This is a genomic window from Streptomyces sp. NPDC001832 (assembly GCF_040297265.1).
GTDB lineage: Bacteria > Actinomycetota > Actinomycetes > Streptomycetales > Streptomycetaceae > Streptomyces.
Genome location: NZ_JBEOYU010000009.1, coordinates 159639 through 180920, shown reverse-complemented (window position 1 = coordinate 180920; position 21282 = coordinate 159639). Strand labels below are relative to the sequence as shown.

At 69.0% G+C, this 21282-nt stretch carries 17 protein-coding genes; 13 read left to right on the top strand and 4 right to left on the bottom strand.

Going from position 1 to position 21282, the window contains the following annotated elements:
• Position 1 precedes the first annotated feature (1 nt).
• The 8 genes from ABT115_RS10795 to ABT115_RS10760 all read left to right on the top strand — a co-directional run bounded on the left by ABT115_RS10795 (position 2) and on the right by ABT115_RS10760 (position 7303).
• The gene (locus ABT115_RS10795; RefSeq protein ID WP_351786597.1) at positions 2 to 1120 is read left to right on the top strand and encodes an MCE family protein; all 1119 of its coding nucleotides are present in this window, start codon (positions 2 to 4) and stop codon (positions 1118 to 1120) included.
• Positions 1117 to 2268, top strand: coding sequence for an MCE family protein (locus ABT115_RS10790; protein WP_351786594.1), 1152 nt, complete (start codon positions 1117 to 1119; stop codon positions 2266 to 2268). The genes ABT115_RS10795 and ABT115_RS10790 overlap by 4 nt, the downstream gene beginning before the upstream one ends.
• The gene (locus tag ABT115_RS10785; protein ID WP_351786591.1) at positions 2268 to 3527 is read left to right on the top strand and encodes an MlaD family protein; all 1260 of its coding nucleotides are present in this window, start codon (positions 2268 to 2270) and stop codon (positions 3525 to 3527) included. Before ABT115_RS10790 ends, ABT115_RS10785 begins: the two co-directional genes overlap by 1 nt.
• On the top strand, positions 3524 to 4045 hold the full coding sequence (locus ABT115_RS10780; protein ID WP_351786588.1) for a hypothetical protein: 522 nt from the start codon (positions 3524 to 3526) through the stop codon (positions 4043 to 4045). Before ABT115_RS10785 ends, ABT115_RS10780 begins: the two co-directional genes overlap by 4 nt.
• Positions 4042 to 4659 (top strand): hypothetical protein, encoded by a 618-nt coding sequence (locus ABT115_RS10775; protein WP_502969062.1) that lies wholly within the window; start codon positions 4042 to 4044, stop codon positions 4657 to 4659. Before ABT115_RS10780 ends, ABT115_RS10775 begins: the two co-directional genes overlap by 4 nt.
• A 55-nt stretch (positions 4660 to 4714) precedes the next feature.
• Entirely contained in the window at positions 4715 to 5245 is a 531-nt protein-coding gene (locus ABT115_RS10770) for an Rv1363c family protein (RefSeq protein ID WP_351786583.1), read from the top strand.
• 65 nt (positions 5246 to 5310) lie between these two features.
• Entirely contained in the window at positions 5311 to 6063 is a 753-nt protein-coding gene (locus ABT115_RS10765) for a hypothetical protein (protein ID WP_351786580.1), read from the top strand.
• 22 nt (positions 6064 to 6085) lie between these two features.
• The gene (locus tag ABT115_RS10760; protein ID WP_351786577.1) at positions 6086 to 7303 is read left to right on the top strand and encodes a lytic transglycosylase domain-containing protein; all 1218 of its coding nucleotides are present in this window, start codon (positions 6086 to 6088) and stop codon (positions 7301 to 7303) included.
• Here ABT115_RS10760 and ABT115_RS10755 read toward each other — a convergent pair.
• Positions 7286 to 8353, bottom strand: coding sequence for an ATP-dependent DNA ligase (locus tag ABT115_RS10755; RefSeq protein WP_351786574.1), 1068 nt, complete (start codon positions 8351 to 8353; stop codon positions 7286 to 7288). The genes ABT115_RS10760 and ABT115_RS10755 overlap by 18 nt on opposite strands.
• Before the next feature lie 98 nt (positions 8354 to 8451).
• Between ABT115_RS10755 and ligD the strand changes: the two genes are divergently transcribed.
• Positions 8452 to 9459 carry a non-homologous end-joining DNA ligase gene (ligD, locus tag ABT115_RS10750; protein ID WP_351786655.1) on the top strand — a complete coding sequence of 336 codons (1008 nt, stop codon included), beginning with the start codon at positions 8452 to 8454 and terminating at the stop codon, positions 9457 to 9459.
• Positions 9460 to 9610: 151 nt separating this feature from the next.
• Here ligD and ABT115_RS10745 read toward each other — a convergent pair whose 3' ends face one another.
• Complete coding sequence (locus tag ABT115_RS10745; protein ID WP_502969065.1) at positions 9611 to 11764, bottom strand: OmpL47-type beta-barrel domain-containing protein; 2154 nt, start codon at positions 11762 to 11764, stop codon at positions 9611 to 9613.
• A gap of 74 nt (positions 11765 to 11838) precedes the next feature.
• Complete coding sequence (locus ABT115_RS10740) at positions 11839 to 14331, bottom strand: ThuA domain-containing protein (protein WP_351786568.1); 2493 nt, start codon at positions 14329 to 14331, stop codon at positions 11839 to 11841.
• Positions 14332 to 14628: 297 nt separating this feature from the next.
• Here ABT115_RS10740 and ABT115_RS10735 point away from each other — a divergent pair, with 297 nt between their 5' ends.
• Positions 14629 to 15741 carry a multicopper oxidase domain-containing protein gene (locus ABT115_RS10735; protein WP_351786565.1) on the top strand — a complete coding sequence of 371 codons (1113 nt, stop codon included), beginning with the start codon at positions 14629 to 14631 and terminating at the stop codon, positions 15739 to 15741.
• A 5-nt stretch (positions 15742 to 15746) separates the two neighbouring features.
• Here ABT115_RS10735 and ABT115_RS10730 read toward each other — a convergent pair whose 3' ends face one another.
• A complete protein-coding gene (locus ABT115_RS10730) occupies positions 15747 to 17969 on the bottom strand; it encodes a DEAD/DEAH box helicase (RefSeq protein ID WP_351786562.1) in 2223 nt (740 codons plus the stop codon).
• 136 nt (positions 17970 to 18105) lie between these two features.
• On the opposite strand from ABT115_RS10730, the gene ABT115_RS10725 reads away from it, so the two are divergent.
• The 3 genes from ABT115_RS10725 (at position 18106) to ABT115_RS10715 (ending at position 21128) form a co-directional block, all read left to right on the top strand.
• The gene (locus ABT115_RS10725; RefSeq protein WP_502969061.1) at positions 18106 to 19767 is read left to right on the top strand and encodes an alpha/beta fold hydrolase; all 1662 of its coding nucleotides are present in this window, start codon (positions 18106 to 18108) and stop codon (positions 19765 to 19767) included.
• Between the two features lie 232 nt (positions 19768 to 19999).
• Positions 20000 to 20800 (top strand): VOC family protein, encoded by an 801-nt coding sequence (locus ABT115_RS10720; protein ID WP_351786559.1) that lies wholly within the window; start codon positions 20000 to 20002, stop codon positions 20798 to 20800.
• A 73-nt stretch (positions 20801 to 20873) separates the two neighbouring features.
• Positions 20874 to 21128, top strand: coding sequence for a WhiB family transcriptional regulator (locus tag ABT115_RS10715; RefSeq protein ID WP_351786556.1), 255 nt, complete (start codon positions 20874 to 20876; stop codon positions 21126 to 21128).
• Positions 21129 to 21282 lie beyond the last annotated feature (154 nt).

Genomic DNA, 21282 nt, shown 5'->3' with positions numbered 1-21282 from the left:
CATGAGAATCGCACGCATCGTCGGCATCGGTGCCGGGCTCGCCGTCGTGGCCGTCGCGGCCACCACGGGTGTCATGGCCATGGACGACGAAGGAACGACGACCGTCACCGCCTACTTCGACCAGGCCACCGGCGTGTACGCCGGATCGGACCTGCGGATCCTCGGTGTCAAGGTCGGCAGGGTCGAATCGGTCACGCCACGAGACGACGAGGTCAGGGTCACCCTGCGGCTCGACAAGGGCATCAAGGTCCCCAAGGAGGCGCACGCCGTGGTCGTCGCTCCCAGCCTCGTCGCGGACCGCTACGTCCAGCTCGCCCCCGCATACAACGGGGGACCGCTGCTCGCGGACAACGCCGTACTCCCGGCCGCGAACAACGCCACACCGGTCGAGGTCGATCAGCTGTACGACTCCATTACGCAGCTCTCCACGGCCCTCGGCCCGGACGGAGCCAACGCGGACGGAGCACTCTCCGGTCTCCTCGACACCGGAGCCAAGAACCTCGACGGCAACGGAAAAGCCATCGGGAACTCCATCGAACAGTTCGGCAAGGCGACCAAGACCCTCGACAAGAGCAGCGGGAACCTCTTCGACACGCTGTCCTACCTGCAGACCTTCACCACCGTGCTGAAGGACAACGACGGCAATGTGCGCGCCGCCGAACAGCAGCTCAACTCCGTCACCGGATTCCTCGCCGACGACAAGGAGAACCTCAGCGCGGCACTGAAGGAACTGGGCACCGCTCTGGGCCAGGTCAAGAGCTTCATCGAGAAGAACCGTGGCGCGCTGAAGGCGAACGTGGACGCCCTGGTGCCGCTCACCCAGACCCTGGTCGACCAGCGTGCCTCGCTCGCGGAGTCGATGGACACGCTGCCGCTCGCGGCGGACAACGTGGTCAACGCCTACGACCCGGTGAACCGCACTCTCAACGGCCGTACGAACCTCAATGAGCTCTCCATGGGCGGGCCGCTCACCGAGGGCCCGGCCGCCGGACTCGCGGGCCTCACACCGGTCGACGGCACACGGCAGAAGGCGCTGCCCGCCCTGCCGCTCCCACCCGTCGGCACCGTCTACGGCACCCCGGCGAAGACCACCGCGGAGAAGAAAGGGGCGAACCGATGAGCCGTGCCCTGGGCGGACCCGGAGCCCGCACGACCGGCGTCGTCGCGGTGCTGGCCGTGGGTGTCGGCCTGGCCCTGGCCGTCACCGGTGCCGGCCTGCCGACGTTCACCGGCATTGACCAGATGCCTCTGCCCGGCGGCGCCGACCTCGGCGACCACCCGTACGAGATCACCGCAGAATTCGCGGACGTGCTCAGCCTCGCCCCGCAGTCCTCGGTGAAGGTCAACGATGTCGCCGTCGGCCGCGTCACCAAGATCTCCCTGAATCCGGGCAGCTGGAACGCCAAGGTCACCATGCGGGTCAACGGCAAGGTCGAACTGCCCGCGAACGCCTACGCCCACCTCGAACAGTCCAGCCTCCTCGGCGAGAAGTACATCCAGCTCTCGCCGCCCGCGACCGGCACCGCCCAGGGCAGGCTCGCCGACGGAGACCGGATCCCGCTGACGCGGACCAACCGCAACCCCGAAGTCGAAGAGGTTTTCGGTGCCCTGTCGATGCTCCTCAACGGCGGTGGCGTCAACCAGCTCAAGACCATCACCACCGAGCTCAACAAGGCGCTCGCCGGACAGGAACCCCAGGTCCGCTCCATGCTCAACAGGGTCGACGCCCTCGTCACGAACCTGGACGGCCACAAGGAGGACATCACCGACGCACTCGACGGGGTCAACCGGCTCGCCGCCACCCTCGCCACCCGCAAGCAGGATGTCGGCACGGTTCTCACCGGGCTCAGCCCCGGTCTGAAGGTCCTGGAGAAGCAGCGCGGTTCACTCCTCACCATGCTGCGCTCGCTCGACACCCTCTCCACCGTCGCCGTCGACACGATCAACAAGAGCAAGGCCGACATGATCGCCGACCTCAAGGCCATCGCCCCCAGCCTCAAGGCGCTCGCCGACTCCGGCAGCGACCTGCCGGACTCCCTCCAGGTGCTGCTCACCTACCCGTTCACGGACGAGGTGCTGCGTGGGGTCAAGGGTGACTACCTCAACGTCTACCTGGATGTGACGGCCATGCCCGGCACACAGATCATCCCGGCGCTCGAACCGGACGCCACCCCGGCCCCCGCGAGCAGCACGAGCAAGAACGCCGGTTCGGCGCTGCCGCTGCCCCTTCCCGCGGTCTCGACGTCGGACACGAAGGGGAGCAGCTGATGATCACCCTCGCCATCCGGCTCAAGAACATCGCCTTCCTGATCATCGCGGTGCTTGTCCTCGGCTATCTCGGGGCGCGGTACGCCGGCCTCGGTCACTACATCGGCATGCGCAGCTACTACACCGTCACGGTCCAACTGCCGCGTACCGGGGGGCTCTACACCCACTCCAACGTCACCTACCGAGGTGTGTCCGTGGGCCGGGTCGGGCCGATCGAGCTCACCGACGACGGAGTCGAGGCCGAACTGCGCATCGAGAAGGACGCCCCGCCCATCCCGGACAGCCTCAAGGCCGTCGTCGCCAACCTGTCCGCAGTCGGCGAGCAGTACGTGGATCTGCGGCCCACCCGCACAAAGGGACCGTACCTGGCGAACGGCTCGGTCATCGACCAGGCCGACACCACCGTTCCCGCTCCCGTCACCAATGTCCTCACCAGCGTCAACGACCTGGCGGGCTCCGTCGACCTGGAAGCCCTGCGCACGGTCGTCGACGAGTTCGGCGCCGCGTTCGAGGGGCGCGGAGACGACCTCCAGGTGCTGCTGGACACCGGGAGCGATTTCGTCCAGGCAGCCGACGACGCACTGCCGGTCAACACCCGGCTCATGGCCGACGGCGAGACCGTGCTGCGCACCCAGACCGAACAGGGCAAGGCACTCAGGGGATTCGCCTCCGGCGCCGAGGAACTCGCCGCCGCACTCAAGGGATCCGACACCGACCTGCGCAAGCTGATCGCGGTCGCCCCCGGTGCGACCGGCCGGATCAGCGGACTGCTGCGGGACCTCGACCCGAGCGTCGGCGTCGTCGTCGCGAACCTGCTCACCACCTCCGAGGTCGCAGTCACCCGGCAGCGCGGACTGGAGGAACTCCTGGTGAAACTGCCCGCGGTGGCAGCCGCGGGATCGAGCGCGGTGGATGAGAACGGGGCCCGGTTCGGCATGTCGGTCACCTTCTTCGAACCGCTGCCCTGCACCGCCGGATACGGCTCCACGGTGTACCGCAACGGTCTCGACACCTCGGCAGGTCCGCCGGTCGACACCAAGGCCCGCTGCACCTCGTCACCCGGCACCGGGATCAATGTGCGAGGCAGCGCCAACGCACCGAAGGGCGGCGCAGTGCCCGAGCCCGCCAAGCCCGGTTCGATGCTCCTCGGGCACGACTCGGCCGACCGGCTTCCCGGCGCACTCGGCGTCACCGCGGACTCCCCGCCCACGGCCGGCATGGCCGGCCTGCTGGGACTCGGACCGGGAGGCGGCGCATGACGTCCCGTACGAAGACCCTGAGCGGCTGGGCGGCGCTGCTCGCCGCAGCGCTGATCTGCGCACTCGGCGGCTGGTCGTACGCCGACGCGCGCAATGACGAGGACCTGTCGTACGCGAAGATGCGCGATGTGGCGCTGGCTGACGGAAGGCGCCAACTCGCTCGACTGAACAGCCTCGACGGCAAGGACTCCAAGACCGTCGACGCGGGCCTCGGCGCCTGGCTCGACTCCTCGACCGGGCCACTGCACGACCAGCTGAAGCGCACCCGGAGCAAGGATGCGAGCGAACTGACGAAGTCCGGTTCCACCGCACACGGCAAGGTCACCGACGCGGCGCTCACCGCGCTCGACGAGCGGACCGGTACGGCGGAGATGATCGCGACCGTCGATGTCGAGGTCGCCCCGCGCACCGGCAAGGGCGGCACCGAACGCAAACGCTTCGAGGTCGCGCTCGCCCGGACCGCGGACGGCTGGAAGGTCAAGGCGCTCACGGCGATGCCCGTCGGGGGCGGCGCATGAAGCAGCGGGGAGGGGCGGCGGTAGTGAGCACGGACGTGGACGCGGAGGAAGCCGAGGCCGTCGAGGAACTCGATGCGGCCGCTGATGCGGACCGGCCGGACGCGCCCGGGTCGGGCCGCCCGTGGCCGCGCATCGTGGCAGCGGTACTGGTCGTCGCACTGCTCGCCGCCGGGGGCGCACTCTTCGTCAAGGGAAGGCAGTTGCGCGACACCCCCGCCACATCGAACCGCGCGCTGACCGACAGCGAGGCGACCACCCGCGTCGCGGGCGATGTCAGCAATGCCCTCGGCAAGGTCTTCTCCTACAGCCCGCAGGCAACGGGCGTCACGAAGGAGGCGGCAAAACAACTCCTGGCGGGCAAGGCGCTCCAGCAGTACGCCGCTCTGTTCGGCCAGGTCGAGAAGCAGGCCGCAGACCAGAAGCTGACGCTCACCACCCATGTCGTACGTGCCGGAGTCACCCGGCTGGCGGACAACAGCGCCCACTTGCTCGTCTTCCTCGACCAGGTCTACGAACGCGAGGGCAAGCCGGCCACCACTGCGGCGGCACAGCTCTCCGTCACGGCCCAACTGCGCGACGGTCACTGGACCGTCGTCGAGATCACCTCCAGATAGCAGAGCCCACACGCGCGGAAATCGGCACGGATCGGCCGACAGGGGAGAGACAGCAATGGCACGGGTACGGATGACGAGGAATCCGCTGGCGGCGGTGGCGATCGTGCTGACCGTCGCCGCGGCCGGCGCGGCCGGCTGGGGCGGACTGTCGCGGTACGACGCGGCGCACGACGAATCGGCCGCCTATGCGCAGGCCCGCGACGACGCGCTGGCAGCGGGCGAACAGGCCGTGCAGAACATGAACACGCTCGACCACCGGAAACTGGAGAAGGGCCTCGACAGCTGGGAGGACTCCACCACCGGTGATCTGCACAAGCAACTTGTCGACGGACGGGACGCGTTCGTGAAGCAGATCCAGCAAGCGAAGACCGTCAGCACGGCGCAAGTCCTGTCCGGGGCCCTGACCGAACTCGACGACCGGGCCGGTAAGGCCGGGGTCATGGTGGCGCTACGGGTCACTGTGACCGCGCCGAAGGGCAAGCCCGCGGTGAAGGAGAGCCGGATGCTCGGGCAGCTCACCCGTACCTCCGAGGGGTGGAAGCTCAGCGCCCTCGGCCAGGCACCCGTCGGCAACACGGCCGGCTGAGAGGCCACCCGACAGCCTCTGAGAGGCCACCGGCTCCCACCCCGCCACCCGAGAGGACCCCGGACATGTCGACGACCCGTCACCTCGTCAACCGTCAGCGCCGTCTGGCCACCGTCGCCGCGGAACGCGCCACCACCGCCCCGCCGCGCAAGCCCGCGTCCCCGGGCACATCCGACGCGCCCGGGCTGACCCCGACCGCGGAAGACACCACTGTCGATGATGTGGTCACCGAAGACACCGATACGGCGGAGCCGCAGGAGCAGGAGCAGGAGCAGGCGGAATCGCGACGCGAGCGGCCGTCCCACCTCCGCATCCGGCTGCCCGCCGTCCTCTGCGCCCTCACCGTGTTCTTCGGCGCCTTCGCCGCCTGGGCGTTCAGCTCGGCCGGCAGCCTGCGCGACGACCCGGCCCGGCAGAACACCGCCCTCACCGACATCAGCCGCACCAGCGAGGTGAAGGGGCAGATCTCCGAGGCCGTCGGTGCGGTGTTCTCGTACAACTACGCCTCGCCCGGCAAGTCCGAGCGTGCGATCAAGAGTTACCTGGTCGGCAAGGCGGTTCAGCAGCACGAGGACATGCTCGCCCAGGTACGCGCCCAGGGGCAGAAGCAGAAGCTCGTGCTGACCACGACCGTCACGGACAGCGGCGTGGAACTCCTCGACGGCGACCGGGCTCGGCTGCTCATCTTCGCAGACCAGAGCAACACCCGTACCGGCAGGTCGGACGAGACGACCTACGCGGCGGCCATGTTCGCCGTGGACGCTGTTCACCGCGGCGGCACCTGGCGGATCTCCGCCATCGACACGTTCACCCAGTGACCCGGGCACAAGGGGAGCACACATGAGGTTCAACGGCACCATGCGCCGCGGAATAGGTGGCACGGCAGCCGCGATCGCCGCGATGGCCGCGCTCACCGCGTCCCAGGCACCGGGACTCGTCCGCCATGAACAGACCGCGAAGGAGCGCCAGGAAGCCGACGAGGTCAAGTGGTCGCACGTGCCCAACGACGACTCGTACCACACCGAACTGCCACCGCTGCAGTCGCCGAAGCCGCCGAAGGCCGGTGTGAAGCAGAGCCCGGCCGTCGCCCGGTCGTGGGCCGAGGCGGGCATCCCGGCCACGGTGCTCGCCGCCTATCGCAAGGCACAGAGCGCGCTCGGCCGCACCGACCCCGGCTGCCGTCTGCCGTGGCAATTACTCGCGGCGATCGGCAAGGTCGAGTCCGGCCACGCCGGCGGGGGGCGGGTCGACGCCCACGGCACGACGCTCGGCCCGATCCTCGGGCCGGTGCTCAACGGTGTGGGCTTCGCCAACATCCCGGACACCGACGACGGCGCGTACGACGGTGACAGGACGTACGACCGGGCGGTCGGCCCGATGCAGTTCATCCCCTCCACCTGGGCCCATTGGGGCAAGGACGGGAACGGCGACGGCCGCCGCGACCCGAGCAATGTCTACGACGCCGCCCTCGCCGCCGGGTACTACCTCTGTGCCGGACCACGCGATCTGTCGGTGAAGGCCGATCTGGACCGGGCGATCCTCAGCTACAACCACTCGGACACCTATCTGCGCACCGTGCTCTCCTGGCTGGAGTTCTACCGCAAGGGCATCCACCCCGTGGCCGACGGCAAGGGCCCCGTACCGAAGAGCCCCGGCGCGGGCGGGCCGAACAAGCCGACACACCCGGTGGGCGGTCCCGGCGCCCCGGGCGGCGGCATCATCGTGGGCCCACAGCCCGGCGGTTCTCCTGGTCCCTCGTCATCGGCGTCCCCTAAGCCCTCCGACTCGCCGAGCGGTTCCCCGGACCCGAGCACGTCCACGGACCCCACTGATCCGGGCGGCTCCCCCGATCCGACAGACAGTGGACCGGCCTCCCCGGACCCGGGTACGAGCCCCGACCCCGACCCCAGCACCTCAGCACCCGACCCCGGCTGCCCGACGGACTCCGCATCCCCGGAGCCGACCGACCCGGCCGGGTCGACCGATTCCCCGACGCCCGAACCGGGCACGAGCGAGGACCCGTGCCTCACACCATCGGGCTCAGAGTCCACCGCCTGACAGCATCTCGGCCAGGTCGTACCGCACCACCTCTTCCAGCTGTGCGTAGGTGCAGCTGTCCGGGGTGCGGTCCGGCCGCCACCGGCGGAACCGGGTCGTGTGCCGGAAGCGGTCGCCCTCCATGTGGTCGTACGCCACCTCGCAGACCCGCTCCGGGCGCAACGCCACCCACGACTGGTCCTTCTTCCCCGACCAGCGGCTCTGCGTCCCGGGCAGCCGGGCGTGCTCGTGCGCCTCGGCGTCCGCCCAGGCCGCCCACGGGTGGCCGGCGAATTCGATCCGCAGTGGCTCCAGTTCCGCGACCAGTTCCTCGCGCCGCTTCATCGAGAAGGCCGCACAGACTCCGACGTGCTGCAGAACGCCGGCGGAGTCGTACAGGCCGAGCAGCAGCGAGCCGACGACCGGGCCGCTCTTGTGGAAGCGGTACCCCGCCACCACACAGTCGGCGGTCCGCTCGTGCTTGATCTTGTACATCACCCGGGTGTCGGGGCGGTACGGCAGATCGAGCGGTTTGGCGACCACACCGTCGAGCCCCGCGCCCTCGTACCGCTCGAACCACTCCTGGGCGACCGCCGGGTCCGTGGTCGCCGGCGCGAGATGGACGGGGGCCGACGCACCGGACAGGGCGGCCTCCAGCACGGCGCGCCGGTCGGACTGCCGGGTGGAGAGCAGCGAATCGTCGCCCACCGCCAGGATGTCGAAGGCGACCAGACTGGCCGGAGTCTGCTCGGAGAGCAGCCGCACCCGGGAATCGGCGGGGTGGATGCGCTCGCTGAGCCGGTCGAAGTCCAGTCGGCCGTCGTACGCGATCACGATCTCGCCGTCGATCACACAGCGCGGCGGCAGATTGTCCCGGACGGCGGTGACCAGCTCGGGGAAGTAGCGGGTGAGCGGCCTTCCGGTGCGGCTGCCGATCACCACCTCGTCGCCATCGCGGTACACGATCGCGCGGAAGCCGTCCCACTTGGCCTCGTACTGCATACCGGGCGGGATCTTCGCGACGGACTTGGCGAGCATCGGCTTCACAGGCGGCATCACCGGCAGATCCATGGCCCCGATTCTTGCCCATGAGTGGACATACGTCTCCCGATATGCGGCATATGTGGGCCGGGCCTACCGTGACCGTCATGAGCGCAGCGGGAAATGCGGTGGAGCTGGTCGCCGGCGGACGGGCCGTACGGCTGTCAAGTCCGGACAAGGTCTACTTCCCGGAGAAGAGATACACGAAGAGGGACGTGGCCGAGTACTTCCTGGCCGTGGGCCCCGGTATCACGCGCGCCCTGCGCAACCGGCCGACCACCCTCCAGCGCTTCGTGGACGGGGTCGAAGGCGAGTTCTTCTACCAGAAGCGGGCCCCGAAGCACCTCCCCGGCTGGATCCCCACCGCCCGGATCGCGTTCCCCAGCGGCCGCCCCGCGGACGAGATCTGCCCCACCGAACTCGCCGCCGTCATCTGGGCGGCCAACCTCGGCACGCTCACCTTCCACCCATGGCCGGTCCGCAGCACCGACACCGACCATCCGGACGAGCTGCGCATCGACCTCGACCCACAGCCCGGAACGGACTACGCCGACGCGGTGAGAGCCGCCCATGAGCTGCGGTCCGTCCTCGACGACCACGGTCTGCGCGGCTGGCCCAAGACCTCCGGCGGCCGGGGCCTCCATGTCTTCGTCCCCATCGAGCCGCACTGGACCTTCACCGAGGTCCGGCGAGCCGCCATCGCCACCGGGCGCGAACTGGAGCGCAGGATGCCGGACCGGGTGACCACCGCCTGGTGGAAGGAGGAGCGTGGCGAGCGGATCTTCGTCGACTACAACCAGACCGCCCGCGACCGCACCATCGCCTCCGCCTACTCCGTGCGCCCCTTTCCGCTCGCCCCGGTCTCCGCCCCGCTGCGCTGGGAGGAGATCGACGACGCCGAACCGGGCGACTTCGACATCAGGACCATGCCGAAGCGTTACGCGGAAGTCGGCGACGTGCACGCGGACATGGACGAGCACGCCTTCCGGCTCGACGGGCTGCTGGAGCTGGCGGACCGGGACGAGCGGGAACGCGGGCTCGGCGACCTGCCGTACCCGCCGGAGTACCCGAAGATGCCGGGCGAACCGAAACGGGTCCAGCCGAGCAGGGCCCGGAACGACAAGGACGGCGAATGAATGAGCGCACCCGACCTGGAGCCCGTCACCGCGCGCGAGGAACATGCCCGGCCCCCCGCCCCCGGTGTTCTGGACATGGCGCCACCGGCACCCGGGAGGCCGCGACCACATGCCTCAGCATGCGGCCGCGGCCACCTGATGCCGGCCCGGGCTACAGCTCCTTGATACGGATGTCGCGGTACGAGACCACGTCCGTGGTGCTGTGGACCTGGAGACCGATGTAACCGGTGGCGTACCGCCGGCCGTCGGTGCCCGGATCGTCGCCCCGCGGCGGCTCGAAGACCTGGCCGCCGTTGTTGTCGAACTCGTTCAGCAGGACACCGTTGCGGTAGACCGAGTAATGCTGGTCCACCACCCGGATCTCGTAGTCGTTCCAGGTGCCCTTGGGCGTGACCCCGGCGCCGCCCAGACCGATCCGGTCGAAGCCGTAGATCGAGCCGGTCTTGTACATGTCGCCGTCCGGACGGTCGAGGATCTGCACCTCATGGCCGTACTTGATGGCGACCCACTCCGGACGCGACTCCTCCGGGTTGTCGTGGACGTTCGGGAAGCGGACGAACACACCGCTGTTGGCATTGCCCGTGCCGGGGGCGTCGTCGCGCCACTGGAGCTTGAGCGAGAAGTCGCCGTACTGCCGTGCCGGGAACCAGAGCATGCCCATGCCGCCCACCGTGGTGGAGCTGGTGATCGTGCCGTCGGCATTGAGCCCGAACTTGCCGCCACCGACATGCTGCCACCTGGCGAACGACTCCGCCGTGCCGTCGAAGAGCTTCTTGTAGCCCTCGTCCTGGCCCGGCATGCCGATCCCCGACTGCTTTGCCGCTCGGTAGATCTTCTTGTGCTCGCGGGCGTCGATCACACCGGCGGCGAGCAGCTTGTCCAGGACGCTGTCGACGTGCTTGAGGAACAGCGCGTGCGACGACCAGTCCTTCTCGTCCTCGATCAGCTCATTGATGGTGCAGCGGTTGCCGGTGATGCGATTGGGTACGCCGCTGTCGACCGTGCCGACGATGACGGTGAGCCGCTCATCGAACTCCGGGCAGTTCGGCGCCGGTACGCCCCCGCTCTCCACGACGGTGAACGACACCTGCTTCGCCACGGAGGTGTTGCCGGCCTTGTCCGTCGCCCGGTGAGCGACCGTGTGGTAGCCGACGCGGTCGACGATGACGGTGCTGGTGTACGCGAGGTACGGGCCGCCGTCGAGCGAGTACTCGACCTTGTCCACGCCGGATTCGGTGTCGGTCGCGGTGATGGTCACCTTGGCGCTGGTGATGTAGGCGTTGTCGGAATTCTTGTCGCCTTCGACCTTGGCCGAGGTCTCCGGCGGCGTCTTGTCCTGAGTCGGCGGTGCGACGACGGTGAACTCGACCGACTTCTCCGCTGCGGTGTTGCCCGCCCTGTCGGTGGCCCGGTAGCGGACCTGGTGCGCGCCGGTCTCGTGCACCATCACGGGGGCCGTGTACGGCTGCCAGGCGCCGTCCGCACCGATCGCGTACTCGATGGTGTTGACCCCGGACCCGGTGTCGGAGGCAGTCACGGTGATCGTCGCCATGCCCAGGTACTGCCCCTGGCCGTCCTTCTCACCGGACACGGTCGCCGAGGTCTCCGGCGGTGTCTTGTCGTCCGTCGGTGGTGCGGCGACCGCGAAGTCGACCGACTTCTCGGCTGCCGTGTTTCCCGCCTTGTCGGTGGCGCGGTACCGGATCGTGTGCGCACCGACCTCGTTCACCACGATCGGTGTGGTGTACGGCTGCCAGGCGCCGTCCGCCCCGACCGCGTACTCGACGGTGTCGACACCGGAGTTGTCGTCGGTCGCCGAGACGGTGACCGTCGCCTGACCGATGTACGCGCCTTCGGCGTTCTTGTCGCCGTCGACCTTCGCCGACGTCTCGGGCGCCGTTGTGTCCGCACCTCCGCCGTCCGTCACGGTGAGAATGCCCTGCATCGCCTCGTGCCCCGGCATGGTGCAGTGGTAGAAGTACCGGCCGGGGGAGAGCGTGACCTCGGCGGTGTGCCTGCCGCCCTGGTCGTCGGACGGGTTGGCCAGGATATTCAGCGTGACGTCGTTGTTGAACTCCGGGTCCGAGACGCTGAAGGTGAGGGTGTGCGGCATCCCTGTGGTGTTGCCGGTCGCCGCGCTGTTCTCGAAGACGATGGTCGCCTTGCCGGCCACCGCCGTCTTCGGAGCGGACAGATAATGGTCGATGGGGTCGCCCGCCGTCCAGGTGAGGACCTGGTCGGCCGACGCAGCGGCGGGAGCCGCCGTGCGGCCGTACGCCGCCGTCGAGGTCAGCCCCAGCACCATCAGGAACGAACCCAGCACGGCGAGCCACAACCGGGCTGGCCGGTACCGCTGTCGCGAGAAGATCGAACGGTGTCTCACCGCACTGCCGCCTTCCTGGCCAGATCCTCGGCGGCCGGGGTCGGACCGCCGCCCTTGTAGGTCACACGCCACAGCGCGGACTTGGAGTCGGAGGTGAAGAAGCCGCGCCCGTAGTCCAGGACGTACAGCGAACCGTCCGGGGCGAACTTCCAGTCCATCAGGTTGCGGATGCCGTCGGCCCCGACCGGGATGATCTTCTTCAGGGATTCGGCGTGTGTGGGCAGACCGCCCTTGCCGACCGTTTTCGGGTCGGTGAGCACGGCGTGCCGCGGCTGGGTGCCGTCGTAGAAGTCACCGACGAACCACTTGCCGTCCCAGTAGGAGGGCCACTTGTCGGCGCTGGTGCTCGCCGCGTCGTACCGGTAGACCGGGCCGTTCATCGTGGCCTGACCGCCGCCCTTGAGCCAGGGCAGCAGCTGCTTCTGCTCCTCCGCCTTGTAGCTCGGGATGCCGTTCGCGTCGCGCGGGTAGTCCACGCCACCGCCCTGCGGGGAGTACCAGATGGTGTTGGATGTGATCGGCGGCAGATTCACCAAGCCGTCGTTGTTCGGCGACTCGTTCTTGGGATGGTCGCAGTCGTACCAGCCGAGCGGCTGGCTCGGGTCCGGCAGATTGCGGTCCCGGTACGGCTGTTTGTTGCCCATGCAGTAAGGCCAGCCGTGGTTGCCCGCCTTGGTGATCGCGGCGAACGTGTCGTACTTGGCCGGACCCCAAGTGGTGCTCGGCGAGCCCGCGTCGGGGCCGACCCAGCCCGCGTACAGCGTGTCGGTGGTCTTGTCCACAAAGATCCGCGCCGGGTTGCGTACCCCCATCACATAGATCTCGCCGCGGGTCTTGCCGCCGCCTTCATCGGGCTCCTTGCCGGTGAAGAGATTGCCCTCGGGGAGGGTGTAGGTGCCGTCTTCCTCGGGGTGGATCCGCAGGATCTTCCCGTTGAGGTTGTTCGTGTTGCCCGCGGTGCGCCGGGCATCGGCGAACGAGACGCCCTTGAAGTTCGGCTGCGGATTGTTTCCGGAGTAACCATTGGTGAAACCTGAGGAGTTGTTGTCACCCGTCGCGATGTACAGGTTGCCCTTCGAGTCCCAGGCCATCCCGCCACCCGCATGGCAGCAGCTGTGGATCTGGACCGGCCAGTGCAGCAGCACCTTCTCGGAGGACAGATCCAGCTTGTTGGTGGCCAGGTCGAGGGTGAAGCGGGACACCTGGCGTACCGCCATCTGTTTGTCACGGTCGATCTTCGAGTGGGGTGTGTAGTGCAGATACACCCAGCCGTTTCGCTCGAAGTCCGGGTCCAGCTCGATCCCGAGCAGCCCCTCTTCGACCTTGACCAGCTCGTCGCCGCCGCCCTTGTTGCCGAAGATCGTCAGCTCGCCGGCGAGGGTGACCTTCTTGGTTTTCGGGTCGTAGACATGGATCTGTCCCAGACCCTTGCCGATGTCCGGGTTGTTCCAGTCGGTGACGACCGGCTTGCTGTCGTCGGCGCCACCGCGCCCTATGTACAGCACCCGTCCGTCCGGGGCGGTGACCAGGCCGTGCGGCTCACCGATCTGGTCGTTTTGGCCCGGTTGATTGGGCTGAGTGACGCGCTCCGCCTGGTAGTTGGAATTGATCGTCGCCTTGCAGTCGGCCTGCGAGATCCGCGTCGTCCAGTCGAGCGCGCCGCGCAGATGATCGCGGAAGTCGGTCTCCGCGAAGCTGTCGACCGTACCACCCATCGCCGTGTAGAAGGACCTGCCGCCGTCGTAGTCCCGGCACCAGGAGACCGGGTGGTCCCAGCCGTTGGCGCTCGCGCCCGGCTTGTATGTGATCTCCCGGACGCGCGCCACGGTATGCACATCACCGGACGGATTCTTCGTCCAGTTCAGCCACTTGTCCGGGCGCTTCCACTCCAGTGGCAGGTTCCTGGTCGCCGGATGCTGCCGGTCCCCGATTTCAACTGTCGCACGCTGTACGTTGGTTGGGCTGTCGGATGCCGGACGGGCCCCGACCAGACCGGTGAACCAGTCGGAGTACGGCTCGGTTCGCGCCGCGTTGTGGATGCCGAGGAATCCGCCGCCCGCCTCCATGTACGCCTCGAGACCGGCCTCCTGCTCCGGGTCGAGCACATCGCCGCCGCCGGTCAGGAAGACGACGGCGTTGTACCTGCCGAGCTGCTTGCCGTTGGTGAAGACGGCCGGGTCGTCGGTGGCGACGGTCCTGAACCGACCGGCCTCCGGCCCGGTGAGACCGATCCTTTCGATGGCCGCGATCCCGGCGTCGACGGTGGGGGACTCCTCGGTTGCGGAGGCGTGGAACACCAGCACCCTGACGTTGGCGCCGCCCGGCGGCGACGGCAGGGACAACGTTGTCGCAATGCTGTGCGGCGGTTCTGGATAGGGCCTGGCGCTGGCGGCGTTGCCGCCGAGCAGGGAAGCGGTCAGTGCGCCGGCCGCCAGGGCTGCCGCAAGTCCACGTCGCGATCTGGACCTGTGATGTGGTGTGCGCTGCATGTGGTCACCCACCCCTCTTTGGTCGCTGCAACAGCGGATGAAGCTAGACCTCTTTTCGCGGCTCGCCAATAGGTATGGCAGCAATGGCACGAACTTTGTCCTGGGTGTGGATAAACGAAGATCCCCCGGCTACGGTGTGGGCCGTCCGGGCGGCACCTGTGCCCCGCCAACCTCTGCAACCTCTGAAGCCGCCGCAACCCCCGTAATCTCCGTAATCTCCGCGATCCACGCGGCCTGCGCATTCTGGGCAATTTCGCAAAAACTCGGTAAATTCCTTAGTGCAGTGGGGAGTTCGACATGGACAGAAGGAGCTTCAACCGGCGGATTCTGGTAGCCGGTGGGGTGGCCGCCGCGACCGGCGTGACATCGTTGTCGCTCGGTGCGGTCGAGGCCAGCTCCGCAGAGCCCCCTCCCAAGACCGCCCCGGCAGGAGGCGTCGTCCGCCATCTCAAGCTGTACGCGGAGAAGCTGGCGGACGGTCGGATGGGATACGGCCTGGAGAAGGGCAAGGCGTCGATCCCGGGACCGCTCATCGAGATCAACGAGGGCGACACGCTGCACATCGAGTTCGAGAACACAATGGATGTGCCGGCCAGCCTTCATGCGCACGGCGTCAACTACGACATCGCGAGCGACGGCACCCGGATGAACAAGAGCATCGTCGAACCGGGCGGCACCCGCACCTACACCTGGCGCACCCACGTGGCGGGCCGGCGCAACGACGGCACCTGGCAGCCGGGCAGCGCGGGCTACTGGCACTACCACGACCATGTCGTCGGCACGGACCACGGCACCGGCGGCATCCGCAAGGGCCTGTACGGTCCCGTGATCGTCCGACGCAAGGGCGACATCCTGCCGGACAAGACGATCACGATCGTCTTCAACGATATGACGATCAACAACAAGGCGGCCCACGAGAGCCCCAACTTCGAGGCCACGGTGGGGGACCGGCTCGAAGTGGTCATGATCACGCACGGCGAGTACTACCACACGTTCCACATCCATGGTCATCGCTGGGCGGACAACCGGACCGGGCTGCTCACCGGCCCCGACGACCCGAGCCGCGTCATCGACACAAAGATCGTCGGCCCGGCGGACTCCTTCGGCTTCCAGGTCATCGCGGGCGAACACGTGGGCGCCGGCGCCTGGATGTACCACTGCCATGTGCAGAGCCACGCCGACATGGGCATGGCCGGACTGCTGCTGGTCGCCAAGGCGGACGGCACTGTGCCGGGCTACGACCCGCACGACATGACGACCCACGTCACGGCCGAGCCGGGCAAGAAGAACCCTCCGGACAAGAACCCTCCGCGCAGTACGGCTCCTGGCAAGACCGATTCGGCCGAAGCCGCACCCGGTGGGCCGGCGAAGAAGTCGGCTGACCGCGACCCGGCGGCGCACGGGTCCTGACGCAGTCAGGTCCCCGACACCGCTCCGGCTGTTCCGGCTGCTCCGGCCGCTCCGGTGGCGAGTCGCAGCTGTTCCTCCTCGACGATGCGCCGGGCCAGAGCGCCGTCCGACACATCCACGGCGTCCGGCGTCGTCTCGGCGACATCGCTGCGCCGTGCGTACAGGTCGAACAGCCGCTCCTTGCGGGCCAGGATGTTCAGCAGCCGCTCGTCGACGCTGTCGGCCGCGAGGAGCCGGTGCACCTGGACGGTCCGTATCTGACCCATCCGATGGGCGCGGGCCACGGCCTGGTGTTCCATCGTCGGCTTGATCTGCGGTTCGCAGATGATGACGACCGAGGCGGCCTGCATGTTCAGTCCGACACCGCCCGCCTGGATCTGGCTCAGCAGGACGGCATGACCCTCGGCGGCACCGAACTCGTCGATCATCTCCTGGCGCCGGGCAGCCGGGAGACTCCCCGAGAGCGGCCCGAACACCCCCGTTCCCAGGGCCTGTCCGACCGTGAGGAGCACTTCGCGGAAGTACGAGAACACGACGACCTTGAGGCCGTTGTCCGCAGCCTCTGCGACCAGTTCGCGCAACCGGTTCAGTTTCGCGGACGTGGCGGGCCGGGCGTACGCGGCCCGGCGCATCCGCATGAACTGCCCGGCGCCCACCGCCTCGCGGTAGGCATCGAGATCGGCCGCGCTGAACTCCTCCCACTCGTCGACCTGCACCAGCGCCGGGAGTTCGGTCAGCACATCCTCCTGATTGCGCCGCAGATAGGCCGGGGCGACGGCCCTGCGGAACGCGTGCGAACCGGCGGCTCCATGGGTGGTGTGGATCGAGGGCGCCAGTTCGGGCTGGAGATGGCGGACAAGGCTGCGGAACTCCTCGACCCGGTTCTCCATCGGCGTACCAGTCAGGAACAGCACCCGTTCGGTACGTTGCGTCCAGCCGGACACCGCCCGGGAGCGGCGCGTTTCGGGGTTCTTGACGTAGTGCGCCTCGTCGACCACCAGCATGCCGGGCCTCATGCCGCAGTCCCGGGCGGCCGGCAGCGTGTGCAGGGCATCGAACGTGGTGAGGGCGACCCCGCCGCTCTCACGCCACTCGGTGAAGGCGCCCTGTCGCTCGGGGCCGTGCACCGGCAGCGCGCGCAGGGTGGAGCGGGAACGGACCTCGCGCGCCCAGCTGATGAGCACGCTTGCCGGACAGATCACCAGAAAGTGTGTCTCGCCCCGCGCCGAGAGGTGCGCGAGCGCGGCAATGGCCTGGACGGTCTTGCCGAGCCCCATCTCGTCGCCCAGGATCACCCGCTTCTGCGCGAGCGCGAACCGGGCGCCGAACGACTGGTAGCCGCGCAGGGAGACGCGCAGATGGGCGTCGTCCAGCCGCAGGCCGCGCACCCGGTCCGCGATCCCGGACGGGAGGAACCCCTCGGCCGCGTCCCGGTCGGGGCCGGTGCCCGACATCTCGGCGAGCAGGCTGTAGTACTCGGCGGAGCGCAGCTCGAAGTCGACCCACGCGGCGACGTCCGACTCCGCGTCCCGCAGCAGATCGACCGACACCTGCCCGAACAGCAGCAGAAGCCCGCGCGCGGCCGCCTCGGCGACGGCGGCCCGTACCGACGCGACGGCTTCCAGCGCCTGGGCGCGGGCCCGGCGCCGGGTGAACAGCATGCGCAGCCGCCCCCGCGCGGGCCCGGCCGCGGCCAGCAAGGGATCGAGGCGCCCGATGAGCCGGCCCGCCGCATCCACGGCCCGGCGGACGTCGGGACCGGCCTCGACCAGCCGGTGCAAGGCGGTGACCAGCGCGGTCGTGGCGTCGTCCGGGGCTTCCACCGCTATCCGGACCGCGACGGTGTCCCGTACCGCGTGGGCGATCTGCCCGGCCGCGGCCAGCGCCTGGTCGGCGGTCTGCGCGCCCACCCCAGGGATCTGGCGGAGCTCGTAACGGTTCGCCTCGTGGACCTGGCCGACGGTCGTGAAGCCGGCCTGCTCGATCGCGCCGAGCCGCAGTCTGCCCTCGGTGACGTCCTTGAGCCTGGAGACCGGGATGGCCGACAGTTCGCGACGGATGAGGGAATCGAGCAGCGGAGTCAGCGCCGTGTGCACCGCATCGACGGCACGGGCATGATCGGCCAGCACCGCGCGTGCCGTTTCCAGCAGTTGCTCGGCCTGCGCCAGCAGCTCCCGGGCGGCCCTTCCCGTGAGCGCCCCGGCCTCCGTCGGTCCGGCCTCTGTCATGTACGTTCCTCTGTCCGCGCAGCCCGGCTGCCGTCCTGCCCGGCACCTGCCCCGAGCGATTCATATCGTGCCACGCGGCGCCGGTCGTGCTCATAGGATGCGCAGACACCTGCATCGACCACCTGCGGGGGACGTGTTGAGAGAGTTGGCCTGCGTCACGCCAGAGGTTCGGGACCGGCTCGTCGTTTTCACGCACGACCACGACGGTGAACTGCTCAGCGGTGTTTACGGCGGTGATCCTTCCGGGGGCACCGCCGTGTTGCTGCATGGCGCGGGCGACAGCAGCACGGATCGACTGCTGCCGCTGGTACGGGAGTTCGTGGCACACGGCTGTCGAGGGATCGCCTTCGACTTCTCCGGGCACGGTGCAAGCACCGGAAAGCTCAGTGAGTTGAGCCTGCGGCGACGGTTCGAGCAGGCCGTCGCGGTGATCGACGCGTACGCGGGGGCGGACGGGCCGCTGGCCCTGGTGGGTTTCAGCATGAGCGGCCAGACGGTGGCCGATCTCGTTCAGCACTACGGGGATCGGGTGGCGGCGCTGGGGCTGTGCGCGCCCGCCGTGTACACCGCCGAGGCGTGGGACGTGCCCTTCGGGGAAGGGAACGGGCGGTTCAGCGAAATCATCCGGCGGCCGGACAGCTGGCGGGAGGCGCCCGCGCTTCAGGTGCTGCGCGCGTACGAGGGCCGGGCGGTGCTCGCCGTGCCGGGCACCGACGCGGTGATCCCGCCCGTGGTGACCGAAGCCGTACAGGACGCGCTGGCCGCGCGCGCCCAGTACACGCGGTTCGACCTTCCGGACGCACAGCACCAGCTGGGAATGTGGTTCCGCGATCACGGCGACGACCGGCGGGAATTCGTGGAGGCGGTGCTGACGGGACTCGACGACCGGGGCTGGTCGGCCACGCGCGCGTGGGTGGCCAAGCAGCTCGGCCACGGCCGCTCGGTCGCCGACTTGCGCCTCCTGTCCGGTGGTTGGAGCTCCCAGATGCGCCGACTCACGCTCGACAACGGCACGGCCCTGGTGCAACGGACTTTCGTGAAGCCGTTCTTCCGCCACCACGGGCCCGGGCTGCTGGCCCGCGAGGCGTCCGTCCTGGCGCTGCTCGCCGGGCAGGAACGTATCCCGGCGCCCAGGTTCGTCGCTGTGGATGCCACGGCCGAACACTGCGACCACCCGACCCTGTTGATGTCCGCGCTGCCGGGCCGCGTCCGCGTGGACGAGGACGACCTCGACCGGCGCCTGGACCTGCTCGCTGCCCAGCTCGTCCGCGTCCACGGCGTCGTACCGGCCGAAAGACCGCGCACATACCAGGCGTGGACTTCCCCGGAGCACGTCCGCACCCCGGACGGTCCCCTGTGGGAGCGGGCCGTGGACGTGATCCGTCGCGACCCGCCGCCGTACGAAGGCTGCTTTCTGCACCGGGATTTCCACCCCGGAAACGTGCTCTTCACGGGAGCCGGACCCACGCTGCGGATCACCGGTGTCGTGGACTGGGTCGAGACCTCGTGGGGACCTGCCGACCTGGACGTGGCGCACTGCTCGACCGCGCTCGCGCTGCTGTACGGGCCGGCGTACGGGCTGGAGTTCCGCGAGCGGTACGAGGCGCACGGCGGCCTCCACCTCGCCGACGACCCCGACCACTTGTACTGGCGGCTGCTCGACGCCCTGCACTACTGCCCTGACGCGACGAAGCTGGCCGGGCCGTGGCGCGAACTGGGACGGGACGATCTGACGTCTGACGTGCTGGGAGAACGGCTGGAGGCGTACGTGGCCGGACTGCTGCAGCGGTACGGCTGACGGGCCCTGCTACACCGGGCCCCAGACCGCGATGATGTACGGGCTGTGGCCGGTGCTTGTACGCAGTGCTGCGGGGCGGAGATCAGCCGTCCGCCTCCCGAAGCTGTAGGCACAGGACGACGCGGCCCGCCCCTCGGGTGTGGGCTGCGGTTGCCAGTGCCCGGTGCAAGACTCGGAACGTCAGGAAGGACATTTGTCACCGCAAGACCGGGCCTCATCGAAGGAGCTCGCCATGCTCACCACCCGTTTTGTCAACGGAGCGCCCAACTGGATCGATCTGGGCACGCTCGACCTCGACGGGGCCATCGCGTTCTACAGCGGGCTCTTCGGCTGGGAGTATCTGGCCGGAGGCCCGGAGTCCGGCGGCTACGGCATGTTCATGCTGGACGGAAAGGCGGTCGGGGGTGTGATGACGGTCGCCGAGGAGCAGGCGAAGCCGTCCTGGTCGGTGTACTTCCAGTCATCGGACGCCGACGCCACGGCGAAGGCGGTCGAGCAGGCCGGCGGCAGTGTGCCGTTCGCCCCGATGGATGTCCTGGACTTCGGCAGGATGGCCGGATTCAAGGACCGGGCGGGCGCGTTCTTCGGTATCTGGGAGCCGAAGGAGAATCCGGGCCTCGGTGCCGTGAGTGTCGTGGGCTCGCTGTGCTGGGCCGAGCTGTACACCCCGGACGTCCCGGCGGCCGCCGCGTTCTACAACACCGTGTTTGGATGGGAGACCGCGCAGACGCCGTTCCCGGGAGGCGGGGGGGCCTATACGGTGATCCGGACCAAGGGCGGCGGCGAGGACGCGAGTTTTGGTGGTCTGGTGCCCCTCAACGCCGTTGCGACGCAAGCGGTCGCCGGACCGCACTGGCTGCCCTACTTCGAGGTCGACGACTGCGACGCCGCCGTCGCGAACGTGGAGCGGCTGGGCGGCAAGCTGACGCTGGAGCCGATGGAGATGGAAGGTGTGGGCAAATTCGCCGATGTCGCCGATCCGGACGGGGCAGAATTCGCCCTGATCAAGAGCGCACAGACACCGCAAGGCTGACCGGAAGCCATCGGCGCGCCGCATTGATGCGGCGTTGATCAGTCGTTTATCGCGACCGGGCACTGTGGGTTCCATGCTGATCAACACCGCGGTCGCCCCCGCGCTCGCCTGGCAGGAGACAGCGCTGTGCGCGCAGGCGGGGCCCGAGTTCTTCTTTCCTGCCCCCGGCAGCTCCACACGTGAGGCCAAGCAGCTCTGCAACGCCTGCGAGGGGCGCGAGGCCTGCCTGGAGTACGCCCTCGCCAACGACGAGCGGTTCGGCGTATGGGGCGGCCTCTCCGAGAAGGAGCGGGACCGGCTGCGCAGAACCAATCGCAACCAGGCCTGAAATCGCCCTGCCCGCGCGCGCGTCTACTGGGCCTCGATCGCGAACATGGCACGCCGCCTCACCACACCGAGTCCGGCCTGGCGCGACACCCTCGGGCCGGCCGTGTGAACCTCATCGAGCTCCTGGCCGACCTCCAGGCCCAGCACGACGAGGC